This window comes from Christensenella hongkongensis (genome assembly GCF_000981035.1).
GTDB lineage: Bacteria > Bacillota > Clostridia > Christensenellales > Christensenellaceae > Christensenella > Christensenella hongkongensis.
In genome coordinates this window covers 1-19308 of record NZ_LAYJ01000123.1, presented here as the reverse complement: position 1 = coordinate 19308, position 19308 = coordinate 1, and the positions used below count along the sequence as shown (strand labels likewise).

General features: G+C 49.7%; 15 protein-coding genes. 12 read left to right on the top strand and 3 right to left on the bottom strand.

Annotation, left to right across the window (positions count from 1 at the left end):
- The first annotated feature begins 68 nt into the window (after positions 1-68).
- The 6 genes from CHK_RS13230 to ppdK all read left to right on the top strand — a co-directional run bounded on the left by CHK_RS13230 (position 69) and on the right by ppdK (position 8004).
- Positions 69-2354, top strand: coding sequence for an HD family phosphohydrolase (locus CHK_RS13230; protein ID WP_160295682.1), 2286 nt, complete (start codon positions 69-71; stop codon positions 2352-2354).
- Complete coding sequence (ybeY, locus tag CHK_RS13225) at positions 2335-2829, top strand: rRNA maturation RNase YbeY (protein ID WP_046444553.1); 495 nt, start codon at positions 2335-2337, stop codon at positions 2827-2829. The genes CHK_RS13230 and ybeY overlap by 20 nt, the downstream gene beginning before the upstream one ends.
- Positions 2822-3571, top strand: a complete 750-nt coding sequence (locus CHK_RS13220; protein WP_046444552.1) for a diacylglycerol kinase — start codon at positions 2822-2824, stop codon at positions 3569-3571. Before ybeY ends, CHK_RS13220 begins: the two co-directional genes overlap by 8 nt.
- A gap of 52 nt (positions 3572-3623) precedes the next feature.
- Positions 3624-4511 (top strand): GTPase Era, encoded by an 888-nt coding sequence (gene era / locus CHK_RS13215; protein WP_046444551.1) that lies wholly within the window; start codon positions 3624-3626, stop codon positions 4509-4511.
- A gap of 3 nt (positions 4512-4514) precedes the next feature.
- Positions 4515-5261 (top strand): DNA repair protein RecO, encoded by a 747-nt coding sequence (gene recO, locus CHK_RS13210; RefSeq protein ID WP_046444550.1) that lies wholly within the window; start codon positions 4515-4517, stop codon positions 5259-5261.
- Between the two features lie 115 nt (positions 5262-5376).
- A complete protein-coding gene (gene ppdK, locus CHK_RS13205; protein WP_046444549.1) occupies positions 5377-8004 on the top strand; it encodes a pyruvate, phosphate dikinase in 2628 nt (875 codons plus the stop codon).
- A 107-nt stretch (positions 8005-8111) separates the two neighbouring features.
- Here ppdK and CHK_RS13200 read toward each other — a convergent pair whose 3' ends face one another.
- Both CHK_RS13200 and CHK_RS13195 read right to left on the bottom strand, forming a co-directional pair.
- Positions 8112-9458, bottom strand: coding sequence for an MATE family efflux transporter (locus CHK_RS13200; RefSeq protein ID WP_046444548.1), 1347 nt, complete (start codon positions 9456-9458; stop codon positions 8112-8114).
- Positions 9459-9580: 122 nt separating this feature from the next.
- Positions 9581-10033 carry a MarR family transcriptional regulator gene (locus CHK_RS13195; protein ID WP_052740602.1) on the bottom strand — a complete coding sequence of 151 codons (453 nt, stop codon included), beginning with the start codon at positions 10031-10033 and terminating at the stop codon, positions 9581-9583.
- Positions 10034-10457: 424 nt separating this feature from the next.
- Between CHK_RS13195 and CHK_RS13190 the strand changes: the two genes are divergently transcribed.
- Entirely contained in the window at positions 10458-13142 is a 2685-nt protein-coding gene (locus CHK_RS13190; protein ID WP_160295681.1) for a hypothetical protein, read from the top strand.
- Between the two features lie 82 nt (positions 13143-13224).
- On the opposite strand, the gene CHK_RS13185 is transcribed toward CHK_RS13190, so the two are convergent.
- Positions 13225-13944 carry a FadR/GntR family transcriptional regulator gene (locus tag CHK_RS13185; RefSeq protein ID WP_052740601.1) on the bottom strand — a complete coding sequence of 240 codons (720 nt, stop codon included), beginning with the start codon at positions 13942-13944 and terminating at the stop codon, positions 13225-13227.
- A 268-nt stretch (positions 13945-14212) separates the two neighbouring features.
- Here CHK_RS13185 and CHK_RS13180 point away from each other — a divergent pair, with 268 nt between their 5' ends.
- The 5 genes from CHK_RS13180 to CHK_RS13160 form a co-directional block, all read left to right on the top strand.
- Entirely contained in the window at positions 14213-15385 is a 1173-nt protein-coding gene (locus CHK_RS13180; RefSeq protein WP_046444546.1) for an NAD(P)-dependent malic enzyme, read from the top strand.
- A gap of 33 nt (positions 15386-15418) precedes the next feature.
- The gene (locus CHK_RS13175) at positions 15419-16783 is read left to right on the top strand and encodes an aldehyde dehydrogenase family protein (protein ID WP_082103566.1); all 1365 of its coding nucleotides are present in this window, start codon (positions 15419-15421) and stop codon (positions 16781-16783) included.
- 146 nt (positions 16784-16929) lie between these two features.
- Positions 16930-18084, top strand: coding sequence for an ADP-forming succinate--CoA ligase subunit beta (gene sucC, locus CHK_RS13170; protein ID WP_046444545.1), 1155 nt, complete (start codon positions 16930-16932; stop codon positions 18082-18084).
- Between the two features lie 2 nt (positions 18085-18086).
- On the top strand, positions 18087-18956 hold the full coding sequence (gene sucD / locus CHK_RS13165; protein ID WP_046444544.1) for a succinate--CoA ligase subunit alpha: 870 nt from the start codon (positions 18087-18089) through the stop codon (positions 18954-18956).
- 17 nt (positions 18957-18973) lie between these two features.
- The coding region (locus CHK_RS13160; RefSeq protein ID WP_046444543.1) for a thiamine pyrophosphate-dependent enzyme at positions 18974-19308 on the top strand (335 nt) is incomplete at its 3' end.

Genomic DNA, 19308 nt, shown 5'->3' with positions numbered 1-19308 from the left:
ATGGCTCGCGTAAGGATAAAAAAACACATAGCCGCGGGGTGTATTTTAGTGTATAATGCAAGTAACGTTTGATCAATGTTGAGGTAACCTGTATGAGGGCGTTCAAGGATGTTTTCCGCAAAAAGGCGGCGCTGAATCTGCTGATGGCAATCGGATCGCTTGCAATCTGCATACTGATTGCGCTTTTTTCCGTTATGCCGGAAACCTTTGATATCAGCGTAGGGGAGATATCGAACCAGACGATTACAGCGCCTACCGACGTTGTGGATAAAGCTGCGACACAGCGTATTATCGATGAGGAACAGGCGAAAATAGGGCCGGTTTACAAGCAGGATGCGAATATTACGCAGCAGATCATCAAGAAGATCAACGAGGATTTTGCAGGGTTTGAAAAAGCGCGCGCCGCTGCGGAAGAGATGTATAATGCAGACCAGCAGGCAAAGCAAAAAGAGGTTGCAGACCAGATCGCTTCGGTAGAGCAGGGAAATGCAAGCCTTCTTGAGCCGGCTCCCGTGCCGACGCAATACGCGCTGCAGCCCTTCAATCCTGCTTCAACCGCGTGGGATAAGCTTCTTACGGATGAGAATGTTAAGACATTGCAGGATATGCTGCCCGATTATATTACGCCGGCACAGACGTACGATGTGATCAGCCTTACCTCAAACCAGCTGACAGAGCTGCGGGATTCGATTTTAAAGCAGGTTCAGAACGTGCTTTACGAGGGCGTTTCAAACGACGATATCGACGAGGTCAAAAGTAGCGTTGCAAAGGCCGTTTCAGACCAGACAGATATGAGCAAAGCGGTGGAGGAGCTAACGGCGGCGGTTATTTCGAACGACCTTTATCCAAACAAGGTGTTTGATGAAGAGGCGACGCAGGCCGAGCGCGACAGGGTTGCGGCGATGGTAACGCCCATTGAATATAAAAAGGGACAGAATATCGTCGTTAAGGGCGAGATTGTAAAAGAAGACAACTATGAAGTATTGAAAAGCCTGGGGCTTTTGGCGTCTGAGTCGACCTCCATAAAGCCGTATATCGCGGTTGTGGCGTATATCATACTGATATTTGTGTTGTATGCGGTATTCCTTGCGGTATTCAACCGTAAGCTTTTGATGAATGTCAAAAAGATAGCGATCCTTGCGATACTGACGGCTGTGGCCTACGGGGCGACGTCTCTTGCGCAGCTTCTGGCGCTTCATTTTATGCCGGCCTTTTTATTCGTCATTCTGGGAGCGATTTTGCTGTCGCCCAAGAATGCAATCGTATACAGCGTATTTTTGTCGTTGCTTCTGATGAGCGTGACCACGGGTGGGCAGGATTTGTTTGGCCCGGTTTCCCTGATGCTGCTTTTGATTATGCTTACGGGCAGCTTTTTTGCGGTTTACAGTCTCAAGGACATGCGTTACCGTTCGCGGCTTGTGCTGGCGGGGCTGACGGCGGCGATCCCCGGCGTGGTGATTTCGCTAATCGTATGGCTATTGCAGGTGCCGCTTATGCAGGACCAGCCTGCGGGCCTCGAGCAGACGCTGTACAGTATGCTGATGATTACCGCAAGCGGTGTGATGTGCGGTATTGTAAGCATCGGCGTATTGCCGATTATGGAAAACGCGTTTAAGCTTACCACTCCGACAAAGCTTCTGGAGCTTTCCGATCCGACGCATCCGCTGACAAAGCGTTTGATGCTTGAGGCGCCCGGAACCTACCATCACTGCATCCTGGTGGCAAACCTTGCGGAAGCGGGATGTAATGCTGTGGGGGGATTTTCGCTTTTGGCGCGGGTGGGCGCTTATTTCCACGACGTAGGCAAGGTGGAAAACCCTTTATATTTCAAGGAAAACCAGCGGAATAATATCAATCCGCATGATGCGCTCACGCCAAAGCAGAGTGCGGCGATCATTCGCAGGCACGTTCCTGCGGGCGTGGAAATGATGCACAAGCAGGGTATGCCGAAAGAAATCATCGATATCGTACGCAACCATCATGGGAGCGGTACGGTCGGGTATTTCTATTATGAGGCGCAGAAGGAAAATCCGGATGTGGACGTTGCGGATTTCACTTATGAGGGGAACCCGCCGGAAACCAAGGAACAGGCGATCGTAATGCTTGCGGATATTGTGGAAGCAGCGGTGCGCAGTCTTGACAATCCCTCGCGCGAGGAAATTTCTGAAATGGTGCACAAGCTGATTAAAGCTCGCTACGACGAAGGGCAGCTTGATCACGCACCGCTTAACAGGCGTGATCTTAAGTTGATTGCGGAAGCGTTTATCAATATTTTTGACGGGGTATACCACCAGAGGATCAAGTACCCGGATATCAAAATACACGGAGCAGACGATGGAGATAACGTTCTTTGACGAACAGGATAAAATAGAATTGACACAGCAGATGAAGGAAGCGGTCAAGGCGGCGCTGGGCGCTGCGGAGCGTGATGCGGGCGTCGCTGCGTGCGTAAACCTTCTTTTTACGGACGATGAGGGGATATGTGCGCTCAACAGGGAGTTCAGGGGGATAGACAGCGCGACGGATGTGCTGTCTTTTCCGGCTTATGAGCTTGGGGAATTGCTTGAGGACAGCCTGGATGAGATAGACGCGGAGTATATCGACGGCAGGCTTTTCCTTGGCGATATCGCGGTATCGCTCGAGCGCGCTGTGCGGCAGGCGGAGGAGTACGGGCACGGGCTGGTGCGCGAGACTGCGTTTCTCGCGCTGCATGGAACGCTTCATTTATTGGGGTACGATCATATGACAGAGCAGGACGAGCGGCAAATGACAGGAAAACAAAGGGAGCTTCTCGATTCTGTAAGCATTGGCAGGGATATGGATGGCTGATCAGGAAAAGAATAAAAAGTTCAGGCCGAAGAAATCGTTGATGAGCAGTTTTAACCATGCGATTAACGGTTTTTTGCAGTCCTTTAAAATGGAACGCAATATGAAGATTCATGTTGCGTTGGCGGTGGTTGTAACGGTTACGGCGGTTATTTCACAGGTAACCCGTTTTGAGATGATCGCACTTGCGATGTCGATTGCCTTCGTTTTTTTTGCGGAGCTTTTCAATACCGCGATCGAGGCGACGGTAGACCTCGCGACGCGCGGGGAATATAACGAGCTGGCGCGCCTTGCAAAGGATGTTGCGGCGGGGGCTGTACTGGTGGCAGCCGCAAGCGCGCTCGTCGTAGGGTATATGGTGTTTTTCCGAAAACTCTATACGCTTTCCTACGCGTCGGTCAGCTTTATCAATAATCTTCCGGCGTATATCACCTTTGCGGCGCTGATGCTTGTTTTCATTGCGGTTATCTTCATGAAATCAAGGTTTATGAAAAAAGGCGGTAACTATGTGCAGGGCGGTATGCCAAGCGGGCATACGGCTTTTGCATTTGCGCTTTTTACTGCAATCGCTTTTGTTTCCGGAGATCCGGTGACCTCGACCTTTGCTGCGGTACTTGCGCTGATCGTAGCGGAGAGCCGTATGGAAACGAAGGTACATACCTTTGCGGAGGTATTGGTTGGCGCGCTTTTGGGCGTGGTTATTACAGTACTCATGTTTGAAATCAGTGAAATGTTTGTTTTCTGAGCATCGGGGTATTGGAAAAGAAATGGATCAACGCAATGGAGGGAAACAGACAATGAATTTTAAATCAGGTTTTATTGCCCTGATGGGCAGCCCCAACGTGGGCAAATCAACGCTTTTAAATACGCTGGTAGGTACGAAGGTGGCCATCGTATCCAAAAAACCGCAGACGACCAGGAACCGTATCACAGGAGTGCTGACACGCAGCGACTACCAGATGATTTTTATGGATACGCCGGGCCTGCAAACGCCCAAAAACAAGCTTGGGGAATTTATGCTAAAAACGGCGGAGCAGACGGCGCGAGATGTGGATGCGGTGCTCTTTATTGCGGATGCGCGGGTGGGCGTGCGCGAAAGGGACCAGGAGGTATTGGAGCGCCTTTCAAAGCGTGACATTCCGCTTGTGATCGCACTCAATAAGATCGATGCGACGGATGCGGAGCGTATTGCAGAGGTGGAAGAAACGCTCCGGCAGTACGGCAGCGAGATATTCAGGATTTCGGCCAAGGAGACTCTTGGCGTGAAGGAGTTGGTCGAGCACCTGAAAAAATACCTTGTAGAAGGCCCGATGTATTATCCGGCGGACATGATTTCCGACCAGCCCGAGCAAGTGATTGCAGCGGAGCTGATCCGCGAAAAGGCGCTTAAGAGCCTTGGCAAGGAAATACCGCACGGCATCGGCGTTGAGGTAGAGAAGCTCGAACGCGAGGAAGACAGGGATCTCACGAATATTGACGCGGTGATATACTGCGAGAAGGAATCGCACAAGGGAATCATTATTGGCGCGGGTGGGCGGATGCTCAAAAAGATTGCTTCCGCGGCGCGCGAGGATATGCAGATGCTGTTTGGCGGCAAGGTTTTTTTACAGGTATGGGTAAAGGTGAAGCCGGACTGGCGCAATAAAACGTCCATTTTGCATACGCTGGGCTACAGGGAAAATTAGAGAGTGGAAAAGCATTATTGCATTGTACTGCGTACAACGGATTACAAAGATTACGACAAAATACTGGCATTGTTTTCACGTTCACACGGAAGGATCGACGCGCAGGCGCGCGGCGCGCGCAGGCTGAAAAGCGAGTTTGGGCCAATCGCGCAACCCCTTGCGTGCGGAGAATTCGAATTTTATAAAAAAAATGATAAATTGTTCCTGACAGGCGCGCTCATCCGTCAGGAATTTTATCATATCCAGAACGATTACGACAAATATATGTCTGCCTGCGTTATGCTGGAGCTTACCGACAAGCTGCTGCAAAATGCGGACGAATATGAAGACCTTTTTTTGACGCTGATTTATGCGTTGTTTGCAATGGAGCAGGGAAAACTTTCATATTTACAGGCGCTCGCCTATTTTTTAGCGCGCGTGGTGGAGATGATGGGGATTTTCCCCGCAATCGGCAGCTGCGCGGTGTGCGGTTCGCCTGCGCAGGGGCCGGTGGCGGCGTTTTCCTTTGAGGAGGGAGGGGAGATATGCCCGCAATGCAGCCCTCATGTGAAGGCGGTAAAGGTGCCGCGCAGCGTGCTTCTGGGGCTTATTATCCTTGCGAATACAAAACCGAAAGAGGCAAACGGGATTACTCTTGAGGAAAGGGATGCGCGCGGCGTGGTTAAGCTTTTGGAACGCTATCTTGACGCCATGATGGAGATTAAGCTGAAAACAATGAAATGTTTTCACACAAATGCGGAGCGAAAATGAAATCTTTGGTTGTTTTCCTGCATTCATTCATGTATAATATACGTGGTATTCTGCAAAGAAATCACTAGCATTGTAAATCATTTTAAATAATATAAATTCAGGAGGAGTTTTTAGAATGTCAAAAAAGTATGTATACCTTTTTAAAGAGGGCGATGCTTCCATGAGAAACCTTTTGGGCGGCAAAGGCGCGAACTTGGCTGAAATGACCAATCTCGGGCTGCCGGTTCCACAAGGTTTTACTGTTTCTACGGAAGCTTGCACGAAGTACTACGAAGACGGCAAGAAAATTGCCGATGAAGTCATCGAGCAAATTTACGACGCAATGGCAAAAACCGAGGAGATCGCAGGGAAGAAATTTGGCGACCAGGAGAACCCGTTCCTCGTATCTGTCCGCAGTGGCGCAAGGGCATCCATGCCTGGCATGATGGACACGATTTTGAACCTCGGCCTTAACGATGTTGCTGTAGAAGCTATGGCGAAAAAGTCCGGCAATCCGCGCTGGGCGTACGACAGCTACAGAAGATTTATCCAGATGTTCTCGGATGTCGTTATGTGTATCGATAAGGAAAAGTTCGAGCACGAGCTGCAGGCTATGAAGGACGCCAAGGGCGTTAAAATGGATACAGAGCTGAATGCAGACGACCTGAAGGCGCTTGTTGGAAAGTACAAAGAGATTTACAAAAAAGAGATGGGCAAGGAATTCCCGCAGGATGCAAAAGAGCAGCTTCTGGAATCCGTTACGGCAGTGTTCCGCTCGTGGGATAACCCAAGGGCGATTGTTTACCGCCGCATGAACGATATCCCGGCAAGCTGGGGTACGGCTGTTAACGTACAGGCGATGGTATTTGGAAACATGGGCGACGACTGCGGTACAGGCGTTGCATTTACAAGAAACCCCTCCACAGGTGAAAAGAAGCTGTATGGCGAATACCTGATGAACGCACAGGGCGAAGACGTTGTTGCGGGTATCAGAACGCCGCAGCCGATCTCGCATCTGAAAGACCAGATGCCAGAGGTATACACACAGTTTGCAAATATCGCGCAGTCCCTCGAGGATCACTATAAAGATATGCAGGATATGGAGTTCACCATCGAAGGCGGAAAGCTCTATATGCTGCAGACGAGAAACGGTAAGAGAACGGCTCCGGCGGCTCTCAAAATTGCTGTTGACCTCGTAAACGAAGGAAAACTCAAGAAAGAAGAGGCTATCCTGAAGGTTGAGCCCAAACAGCTTGATTCGCTGCTTCATCCGCAGTTCAACGCTGCCGCGCTGAAATCTGCAAAGCCGATTGCAAAAGGCCTTCCGGCATCCCCGGGCGCTGCGTGCGGTAAGCTTTACTTCACAGCGGAAGCTGCTACCGAAGCTGCTGCAAACGGCAACAAGGTTGTTCTTGCACGTCAGGAGACTTCGCCGGAAGATATCGAAGGTATGTATGCGTCCGAGGGTATCCTTACGGCTCGCGGCGGTATGACTTCTCATGCGGCTGTAGTTGCGCGTGGCATGGGAACCTGCTGTGTTGCGGGCGTTGGCGAACTGAGAATCGACGAAAAAGCAAAAACGATGACGACAGAAGACGGCACCGTTTATAAAGAAGGAGACTGGGTTTCCCTTGACGGTTCCACCGGTAACGTATACGGTGAAGCGATCGAGACGGAGGAAGCGCAGGTTTCCGGCGACTTTGCTACCGTTATGGGCTGGGCTGACGAGCTGAGAAGATTGAAGGTTCGCACGAATGCCGATACGCCCCACGATGCAGAGCAGGCAATGGCGTTTGGCGCGGAAGGTATCGGCCTGTGCCGTACGGAGCATATGTTCTTTGCGGAAGACAGGATCGCGGCTATGCGCGAGATGATCGTTTCCAAGACGGTTGAGCAGAGGGAAAAAGCGCTTGCTAAGCTTCTGCCGATGCAGAAGGAAGACTTCAAGGGCATTTACAAGGCAATGAAGGGCAACCCGGTTACGATCCGCTTCCTGGATCCGCCGCTGCACGAGTTCCTGCCTACGGCTGCTGACGATATCGCAGCTCTTGCAAAAGAGATGAACATGAGCGTTGATGCACTTCAGGGCGTGATCGACAGCCTGCATGAGTTCAACCCGATGCTGGGACACCGCGGCGTTCGCCTTGCGGTTACATTCCCGGAAATCGCTGTGATGCAGACAAGAGCCGTTATGGAAGCTGCAATCGAAGTGATTGAAGAAACCGGCTACGACATTGTTCCTGAAATCATGATCCCTCTCGTTGGAGATCAGAAGGAACTGAAATATGTAAAAGATTTTGTTGTCGAGACAGCAGAAAAGGTAATGGAAGAAAAAGGCAAGAAGATCGATTACAAGGTTGGTACGATGATCGAAGTCCCAAGAGCTGCCGTTGTTGCCGACGAGATTGCAAAAGAGGCGGAGTTCTTCTCCTTTGGTACGAACGACCTTACGCAGATGACGTTTGGTTTCAGCCGCGACGACGCGGGCAAGTTCCTCGACGACTATTACACGAAGAAAATCTACGAATCCGATCCGTTTGCTAAACTCGATCAGGACGGCGTAGGCAAACTCGTGAAGATGGCTGTAGAGCTTGGCCGCCAGACAAGACCGGATATCAAGCTTGGTATCTGCGGCGAGCACGGCGGAGATCCGTCCACGGTTGAGTTCTGCGACAGCATTGGTCTCAACTATGTGTCCTGCTCACCGTTCCGTGTACCGATCGCGAGACTGGCTGCAGCACATGCGGTTGTTAAATCAAAATAAATTTTCAATACGATTAAAAATAAACAGGCATATCCGGATAACCGGGTGTGCCTGTTTTTGTTTTATGGATTTATCCTGAACACGATGGAACTACCGCGGGTATTATCTCACAATGCAGGCAACAAAGCTTTTTCTTTTTTCCACATGACGAGACTGACGGCGGTGGCGCATATATCGGTAGCGAGCTGGGTAAGGACGAGGCCTGTTATACCCATAAGCGGCGTAAGAAGGAACAGGAAGGGAATAAAGAACAAACCCTGCCGGCAGATACTCAGCAGGCCGCCCTGTTTTGCCTTGCCGATGGACAGGAAATAATTTCCGATTACAATCTGTACGCCAAGCGTCATATAGGAAACGGCGTCAACGGTCAGAGCAAGCCGTCCGATCTGCAAAACCTGTGCGGATTCCTGATTGAATAAATGAATCAACTGAGATGAGAAAAGAATACACACAATACCAAAAACGATATTTGAAACTGTGCTCCAGCGCAGCGCTGTATTGGTGGCGTCCCTGACGCGCACGAGGTTGCCTGAGCCGTAATTATAGCCTGCAAGGGGGGAATAGCCTTTTAGAAAGCCATAGAGGGCGTTGGACTCCAGAGACATCAGGCGGTTTACGATTCCCATTGCGGCGATCGCAGATTCGCCGAATGGGCTGGCAGCAATATTGGTTAGCATAATTGCGCCGCCGGTGAGGAACTGGAAGATGCACACAGGAAGGCCAATCTTGAAGATTTCTCCAAATAAAGGGCGGGAGGGCTTGAAATAACGTAGGGACAGCTTGAGGTAGCTTTTTCCCTTTGTAAGATATACAAGGTAAAAGACAGCGGAGATGGTTTGCGAAATCAGCGTTGCAATGGCAGCGCCCTGAACCCCCATGCCGCATCCGAAGATCAAAATGGGATCCAGCACGAGGTTTGCACCGCCGCCAATCAGCATCGCAGCCATGCTGAAGGAGGAAGCGCCCTCAGCTACAAGCATATTATTGACCATGATGTTAAACACATTAAACACCAATCCGAGAATATAAAATTTTCCATAATCCAGCGCATATGGAATGCTGGCGTCCGTTGCGCCGAACAGTCTCATCATCGGTTCTAAAAAGAGAAGCATTCCACCGGTGGCTGCAAGGATCGTAAGGACGCCTGAAAAAATTGCAGTGCTGCTGCAGGCCGATGCCTTGTCATACTCCTTGCGCCCCAATAATCGCGAAATATAAGAGCCTGCGCCGCTTCCGAACAGTAGGCCGATACCAAGCCCGATCATTGTGACAGGATAGACGATGGATACTGCGGCTGTTTGAGAGGTGCCCAGTTTGCCGACAAAAAAGGTGTCCACAATATTATAAAGCGCTGAAACCAGCATCCCGATCATTGTGGGAATACCAAGCCGCAGCAGGGCGGTTTTTACATTTTCCGTTTCCAAAAGGTATCTTCTTTTCTGCTTTTCATTCATTGGATTTCCTTCTTTCTGTTTTACTGTTATATAATATAGTAACAAAACTATATAGTAACTATACCAACTGGACAAAAGAAACGCCGTCAATAACGACGGCTTATTTACAAGGCGGTTTTTCGCTACTCGTTTAATCTTTTGTCAATACTCCGCTCAAATACAGATAAAAGCTCAGTCAGTTGGTCGTAAAGCGGCTGGGGAATATCTCTTAGCATGATAAGGATTTCATCGTTTGTCTGGCGGTGGTATTCCCTGTGCATTTCATAATTGATCTGTCCTTGCTCTGTAAGATTTAATACGACTTCACTGTCAGAATCCGGAGACACTCTTTTTTCTACAGCTCCTTTATCCACAAGCTTGTAGATCATTTGGGATGCTGCCCCCTTGGTAATGCCAAGAACCACTGCCAGCGTTGTGATATTGATGTTGGGATGATCGCCAACCGCTGCTATCGTGTGGATTTCCGCACGTGATAAGGGGACAGAAGTACCATAAGTACGCTTTTTGCTTTCCCACTGGTTGTATTTGTGGATCACACGTTCCATAAGTGAAGACAGCTTGACATAATCATTCATTGCAATTACTCCGAATCAGTTTAATACAACTACTGTATAGCAGCTATACATAATATAATCCTTATGGACATTTTTGTCAAATATATTTTGCCGTTCAGTACTGTTTTTTTATAATCACACATTTGTCACACTCTGCCTGTGGTATGTGCCTATAGGAATTGGGCTCTTTTCCAATATCTGATATAAATAAATTAGAGACAAAAACAGAGCGGAAAACAGTGCAGAATCCCGATTTGAAACACATGATTTGTCAATTTGCATTCCTGATAAAAATCAAGTCGCCGCCAAAAGATCAGCCATTCTTTGGAATGCGCTGCTGGTCGGTTCTTGTGGTCTGTAATTACGCTTCCAGAAAGGATAAATATCTATGAAAATAATGTCACAAAAGTTTAGTAAGTTTTTTGCAATATGTATTGCGTTGCTCATGGTTGTTGCAGTTCTCGTGCCAACGACTTCCGTCATGGCATCTGACGATACAAATAATGTAATGGAAGAATCTATGGAGTCGGAGATTCAAAGTGACGCATCAGAGAAGGAAACGGAACAGCAGGAGGAACAGGAAAAAGGCAACGATAACGATACGCAGGAAGATCCCGATGAGAAATCCGGCGATAATTCTGTCGTGATAAAGGACTCCGCTGATAGCGGCATGGCGGAACAAAATAAAACTCCGCAGGAAAATGCAATCGTGCAAGAAGCCGAGCAGGAAATGAGCTTGTTCAGCGATGTTGGAATATTAAATGCAAATGCGATTTTAGACGCGGCAGAGTTGCAGCAGGAAATCGACAACGGCAGTGTTGATCTTGTATTGGCGGACGATACCGCTGATTTTGTGATTGATATTCCAATTACGGTACCGGCAGGAAAGCAGGTTTCGATCGACATCAATGGACGCACGGTCAAACAGCAAAAGGGAATCAGCATAGCCGGAGGGCTGACGCTCAAAAATTCGAAATCCACAGGAATGATCATTCGTGATACAGGATATACGGCGAGTATGCTGGCGGTTACCGGCTCGCTCAGGACAAGTGACATCGTAATAGACGGCGGAGCTGTGTGGACCGGAAGTGAGAACACTTATTTGAAGCGGGGGACCACGAACAGCGGCATCGCTGCATCCGCCAGTATTGTTGCAGTCAGCAATGCTGCGGCAACATTCAATATGAACGCCAATACAACCTTACAGAATAATATTGCGGGCGCCGGCGGCGGAATCTCTGTAAGCGCAGGCACCGTTGTGATGGAAGGCGGAAAGATCACGCAGTGTGCTGATAATGGTAACAACAATGGCGGCGCGGTTTATATGACAGGGGGAAGCTTCACCATGAATGGCGGCGAAATGACTTCCAACAGTGCGCTGCGCGGCGGGGCGGTTTCTGCAGGGGGAAGTTTTACCATGAACGGTGGTACGATCAAAAATAACGCAACCTTCTCGAGCATTAAAAATGCGACAAATGCAGGAGGAGTTCTGGTTGCTTCGGGGGGCAGCCTGACCATGAACAGCGGTACGATCGGCGATAATTACGCGAAGGATGCCGGCGGCGGCGTGAGCATATCAGACGGGCGTTTTACGATGAACGGAGGCACGATCTCCGGTAATAAGGGAACAAACGGCGGCGGAGTCAGTACGGCGAAATCGCCGGGCAATGCGGCGTTATTCCTGATGAAGGGCGGAACGATAGAGGACAACTCAGCCAGTTATGGCGGCGGGGTTCAAAATAACTCCATTTATTCAGCGGGATATACCCATGATGGAACGACCTATTATGCGGGGACGATTATCGCAGGCGGTACGATCAAAAACAATACCGCAGCATACCAGGGCGGCGGAGTACATGCGGACACAGTTTATGCGGCTTCGCAGGTTGCTTTGGTTGGCGGAACAATTTCCGGGAATAAGACAACCTCTACCTTTACCGGAGGGGGTGGCGGACTGTATCTGGAAAGGGGAACAAGCGGCGCAAACGTCGTAAACGGCGGGACATTCCGCGAAAACACCTCTGCAAATGCCGGAGGGGCGATCTATGTTGAATATAGTGAAAACCTGCTGGAAGACCTGACAATGTCAGGTAATACGGCGAAAAACGGCGGCGGGGTTTATGTGGTCGGAAATGCGTCAAAGCCCGCGGTGGTTACATTGAAGGGCTGCGAAGTCACAGGTAATACGGCGACCAATTCCGGCGGCGGTATCTACCTTAATAAAAGCGGAAGCACAGGGAAAGCTGAATTTATCATGTCTACCGGCAGTAAAATATATGATAATGAAGCCACTGCATCAGGAAATGATTACACTGCGGTGGCGGGCTGCACAACTACTTTGCTCCCGGCGGCCGACATGAATCTTCCGGGGCGTGACAACTGGTTTGAGGACAAGGCCGGGGCACGGTATATCACTTCTGAAAGTCCGGTAGTCTATCCGGTTGTAGGCGGCGATACAAGCGCGCTTGATTTAACGCTTGGGATCGTTCATGTGGTTACCTATAAGGATGGCCTGGAGGGCGTCGCGTTTGCGGACGATGTCCATGAGAATTTGCCGCATAACAGCGTTACGCCAGACTATACCGACGGAACTCCCACGCATGAAGGACATACCTTTACCGGCTGGGATTTGGCGATTGCCCCCACGGTAACGGAAGATGCGACCTATACGGCACAATGGGAGAAAAACAAACATACTGTAACATATAACGACGGCGTGGATGGCGAAGAAGTATTTCCGGACGACGTACACGCGGATATCCCGTATGGGGAAGCGACGCCAGCGTTTGTCAGCGGAACACCCGTGCGCGAGGGTTATGCGTTTACAGGCTGGACGCCGGATGTCGCTGATACGGTAACAAAAGACGTTACATATAAAGCAGGATGGAAATCGGATCCAACCCCTACGCCTACGCCAACACCGGATCCAACTCCGACGCCGGAACCGGATCCGACGCCCCCGGCAGACAACGGAAACGGTACGGGCGGCAATGGACAAACTGTTAACTCAAGCGTAAAAACAGGGGATCATGTCAATATGGCAATGTATGTTGCGATTGCCGTTGTGTGCGGAGCCGTACTTACGGGAGTCAGGGTTTACATGATGAAAAAACGCGATAAGAAGGGTTAATGCAAAATAGTATTTAGCCAAAAACGACATTGAAAAACGGTATCCATATTTATGGATACCGTTTTTTTGAATCAGGCTGCCCTCAATTTTCTTTTGCTGTTTTTTTCATGGTTGCGTTATCAAGGTTCTTCTGCGCTTTCCGCAAATGCTGGCGCATGAGCTTGGAAGCGTTAACGGAGGAACCCTCGATGATTGCGTGTGCGATGCGCGTATGGTCCTCGAGCGTTTTTGCGGGCTGGTCCGGAAGGTCCATCGTTGCCTCGCGGCTCTTGGTCAGGAGCTCGGAGCAAAGCTCGCAGATCAGGGAAAGGGCGCTGTTCTGTGCAATCTCTGCGATGAGATTGTGAAACTCGTCATCCCCGTTGATACCGCTCTTTCCTTTTTTGATCTCCTTGCGCATGTTTTCAATCGATTTCAGAAGGCGGTCCGCGTACTCGGGCGTGATATTTTTCGCTGCAAGGGAAGCGGCTTCGGTTTCCAGAAGTTCGCGTACATGGATCAACTCGCGAATCAGCTTTTCATCCTGTGAAAGCATCACTGAAAAAGGCGAAATCACATTATCGAGCGTAACGGAACGGATGTAGGTACCTCCGCCAACCTTTGAATCAAGATACCCCAGGCTTTCCATAGACCGCAGGGCCTCCCTGATCGCCGTGCGGCTTACGTGCAGCTCCTCGGCGAGCTGGCGCTCGGAGGGCAAACGGTCGCCCGGCTTTAAGGAACCGTTTTTGATCAGTTCCAGAAGTTGGTCGATGATATCCTCGTATAGTCTCGTCTTTTTCAATGGTTCCAGTATGGGCATAAGTCTCACTCTTCCTTTTATTATTCAATGCAAACCCCCTGTGCAAAAGGCCGAAGGGGTACTTTTTTATTCTGTTAACAAAATACATATTGTCTATTGGTATGATCATAACACATTTTGCAGCTAAAATGCAAATTATATATTGACATTACGATCGTGGTATATTAGTATAATGGTAAGACCAATAATGGTTAGACCAATTTAAGGCAATTCAACGAATATCTCAAAGGGAAAATGGAAAACAAAATAATAGGAGGGGCCGTTTTAAATGGATTATGCAAAAGTAAGCTTAGAAAAGCATTATGAATGGAAGGGAAAGATTGAAGTGATCGCCACAGTGCCGGTGGTTGACAAGGAAGACCTCTCGCTTGCTTATACGCCGGGCGTGGCCGCGCCCTGCATGGAAATCAACAAGGACGTAAACAAAAGCTACGACCTCACGCGCAGGTGGAATATGGTTGCCGTCGTAACGGACGGGACTGCAGTACTGGGCCTTGGGGACATCGGACCGGAAGCGGGAATGCCCGTTATGGAAGGAAAATGCGTATTGTTTAAATCCTTCGGCGATGTGGATGCTTTTCCGCTGTGCGTTCAATCCAAGGATGTAGATACGATTGTAGAAACGGTTTATCAGATCAGCGGAAGCTTTGGCGGAATCAATCTGGAAGACATCGCAGCTCCGCGCTGCTTTGAAATAGAGAAAAAATTAAAAGAACGCTGCAATATTCCGATTTTCCACGACGACCAGCACGGTACGGCGGTGGTTACGGCGGCGGCGATGATTAATGCCCTTAAGCTTACCGGCAAAAAGCTGGAAGAGCAGGTGTGCGTAGTTGCGGGCGCAGGCGCGGCTGGCGTTGCGTGCACGAAGCTATTGATGAGTATGGGCCTCAAAAATGTGATATTGTGTGACCGCAAGGGCGCTATTTATGAAGGCAGGGACGGTCTTAACGAATCAAAAGAAGAAATGGCAAAAATCTCCAACCGCGAGATGATCAAGGGCGGCCTCGAGGATGTAATAAAAGGAGCGGATATCTTTGTTGGCGTTTCCGGCCCCGGCATCCTGACAAAGGAAATGGTGGAAACGATGAACGAAAAGCCGATCATCTTTGCAATGTCCAATCCCACGCCGGAAATTATGCCTGACGACGCGAAAGACGCGGGCGCTGCGGTTGTTGGAACGGGCAGGAGCGATTTTGCGAACCAGATCAACAACGTACTTGCATTCCCCGGTATCTTCAGGGGAGCGCTCGACGCGCGGGCAAGCGATATCAACGACGAAATGAAGATCGCGGCAGCTTACGCGATTGCAGACCTCATCGGCAATGAAGAGCTTTCGGCAGAGTACGTAATTCCCGCACCGTTTGATAAGCGCGTGGGAGACGCAGTTGCAAAAGCAGTTTATGATGCAGCCGTAAAAAGCGGCGTTGCAAGAATATAATAGGACTAAGGGTAATCCAAAGGAGAAAAAATGATGGAAGACGCAATGTTAATTGACCAGTTGGTGGAACGCGCTAAAAAAGCGCAGGCAGAACTTGCAACCTATTCGCAGGAAAAAATTGACTCGATCGTAAAAATGTTTGGTAAAGTTATTTTTGATAATGCAGTAGAGCTTTCCAAAATAGCGATTGAAGAAACGAGAATGGGCGTTTACGAAGATAAAGTGGCTAAGTGCCAGGGGAAATCCAGAATCATCTGGAACAACCTCAAAGGCAAAAAATCGGTTGGAATCCTTGAAGAGGACGAAGAGGCGGGCCTTGTAATCATGGCAAAGCCAATGGGCGTTGTCGGCGCCGTTACGCCGTGCACGAACCCGATCGTTACGCCGATGTGTAATGCAATGTTTGCAATCAAAGGCGCAAATGCGATTATCATCGCGCCGCATCCGCGCGGCAAAAAGGGCGCAAAGAGGATTGCGGAGCTGTATTATGAACAGCTCGACAAAATGGGCGTTCCGCGCGACATATTCCTCGTTATTGAAGAACCCTCCATCGAGCTTACAAACGAGTTGATGAAGAAAGTAAACGTTGTTATCGCAACGGGCGGCGCGGGTATGGTAAAGGCTGCTTATTCCAGCGGAAAGCCGAGCTTTGGCGTTGGCCCCGGAAACGTACAGGGAATCATCGACAGGGATGTGGACATCAAGCAGGCGGCTTCCAATATGATCGCATCCAGGATTTTTGACAACGGCGTTATTTGCTCCGGCACACAGACGATTATCGCGCCAAGAGAAAAATTTGACGAAGTAATCAATGAATTCAAGAGCCAGGGCTGCTATTATGTATATGATCCGGAACGCGTTGACGTATTCAGGAAGGCAATCTTCCCGAATGGCGTAATCAACAAAGATGCCGTAGGCCAGTCCGTTCAGAAAATTGCGGAGCTCGCAGGAATTGACGTTCCGGAAGGAACAAAGGTTATCATCTTAAAGCCTGACGCATATGGCAAAGACGACCTGCTGAGCAAGGAAAAAATGTGTCCTGTTATGACGGCATATGAATATGACGAATGGGAAGACGCGGTAGAGATCGCTTACCAGAACCTGATGTACGAGGGCGCCGGCCACTCTGTTGATATCCAGTCCAACGACGACGAGCATATCAATTACGCAGGACTTAAGCTGCCGCTTTCGCGCCTGGTGGTCAACCAGATTTGCGCAACGATGGCAGGCGGTGCATTCGCAAACTCGTTGTCGCCTACGACAACGCTTGGTTGCGGAAGCTGGGGCAACAACTCCATCAGTGAAAACCTTTCCTATTTCCACCTGTTCAACAAATCGCGTATTGCTCGCGTAAAACCGGGCTGGAAACAGCCGTCTGATGCTGAAATCTGGGAATAATGCAATAAATATGACTTTGCCGGGCGGGATTTCCGCCCGGCAGATGATAAAAAGGATGCCGAATGAGCATCCGAAGCAGCAAAGCACAAAGTGTATAACGGGCATACAGCCCGTATCAAAAAGGGAGGGACGGTTCATCCGCTGTTATGAAATTACTCGAATATCAAGCAAAAGCAATTATGGAAAAATTTGATATCCCCACAATGAAAGGCGTTGTGATCGATAATCTGGAGGGGATTCCTGAAAAAATAGAGACGGCAAACCTCAGCTATCCTGTGGTAATTAAGGCACAGGTACAAATCGGCGGGCGCGGAAAAGCGGGCGGCGTGAAGTTCGCAGACGATGCACAGCAGGCGGCAGAGCTTTGCGAAAAGATGCTGTACATGGATATTCGCGGATTAAAAGCGAATGAGCTGATGATTGTGGAAAAGGCAAGCCCGGTCAAGGAATGGTATGTGTCCATTATGCTGGACAGGCTTTCCAAATCACCGCTTCTGATTTTTTCGCCAATGGGCGGCATGGATATCGAGGAAACCGCGCGTACCAATCCGGATAAAATCGCGAAGGTTCCGATGGATCCGTTCCGCGGCGTACAAAACTATACGATCGATTACGCAATGGATAAAACCGGCGCGGACAAACAATATAAAGACCAGTTAAAAAAGATTGTTGAAAAGCTATTGGAGGCGTTTTACGCTTACAACACAATGTTGATCGAAATCAATCCGCTTGTGGTGGATGCAAGCGACCAGCTGATCGCCCTCGACGGCAAGATTGAGATTGACGACAGCGCGCTTTACAAGCTGCCTGACGTTGTGGAATACCGCGACAAGATGCAGGACGACCAGCGCGTGATTGACGCAAGGGGCTATGGGCTTCATTTTGTTCCGGTTGAGGAAGAAGGAACGATTGGCGTTATGTCGAACGGCTCCGGAATGCTGATGAGCTGTATCGACCTCATTTCAAAAAAGGGAATGACAGTGGGCGCAGCGCTTGACCTTGGCGGCGGCGCAACTGCTGAAAAGATTAAAAAAGCCGTACAGATTATGATGTCCGGCGATAAAATCGATAAAGTGTTTATCTGCATCTTCGGCGGCATCACAAGGTGCGACGAGGTTGCAAAGGGCGCGATTATGGCGCTCGAGGAAGAAAAGGGAAATAAAAAGGTTGTCCTGCGTATGGAAGGCACCAACAGAGAGCAGGCGGCTGAAATCATTGCAAGCTCCGATTTGCCGATCGAAAAAGCTGACACCCTTCTGCACGCGGTCGACGTGCTGTGGAATATGGAAAAGGAGGCATAACAATGAGTATTCTGATTGATAAAGATACAAAGCTGCTGGTGCAGGGAATGACAGGAAGGGAAGGCTCTTTCCATACACAGACGATGATCGACTACGGTACAAATGTCGTGGCGGGTGTTACGCCCGGCAAGGGCGGCACAGAGCTGATGGGCGTTCCGGTGTTTAATACCGTAAAAGAAGCCGTGGAAAAAACAGGAGCAAACGCATCGGTTGTATTTGTACCCGCGAAGTTTACGCCTGCGAGCGTATGCGAAGCGGTGGACGCGGGAGTTCCGGTTGTGATGACGATTTCCGAGCACACGCCTGTGCATGAGATGATGAAATGCTACTATATTGCCCGTGAAAAGGGTACGAGGCTCTTTGGACCAAATTCATTTGGAGTCATTTCACCGGGTAAATGTAAAGCCGGATTTATGCCGCACAAGTACTTCATTGAAGGAAACGTGGGCGTGATGAGCAGAAGCGCGACAAACTGCTATGAAACGGTTATGATGATGTCGCAGGAAGGAATCGGCCAGTCAACCTGCGTGGGGATTGGCGGAGATATGATTCCGGGTTCTACGTTTATCGATTTGCTGCCGGATTTTGAGGAAGACGAAGAAACGGAAGCGATTGTGATGATTGGAGAAATCGGCGGCAGCGAGGAAGAACTGGCTGCGGAATATATCAAGAAATATGTGACGAAACCTGTGATTGCACTGATTGCAGGGAAGAACGCGCCGAAAGGCAAAAACATGGGCCATGCGGGAGCGATTGTTTCTGCTGACGGAACGGGAAGCGCACAGAGCAAGGAAAGCGCACTTCTGGACGCCGGCGCTTACATTGCCGAGAGTACGAGCCACATTGTTGAACTGCTCAAGAAGATTCTGTAACAGGAGGGTTTAAGGAAATGGAAAAAGAGCGGGCATTAAAGATCTACCAGACGATGAATGAGATACGTGCGTTTGAGGAGAAGGCATACAAGCTGTTTGAGGAAAACAAGCTGAGGGGCTCGGTGCATCTATGCACAGGAGAAGAAGCGATTGCGGCAACAGTATGCTCGAGCCTGGACGACGAGGATTACATAGCAAGTACGCACAGAGGGCACGGGCACTGCATAGCAAAGGGAGCGAAGCTTGACCTTGCGCTGGCAGAGCTGATGGGCAAGGCGACGGGCTACTGCAAAGGGCGCGGGGGCTCGATGCACATAGCAGACCTGACGAAGGGAAACCTGGGAGCAAACGC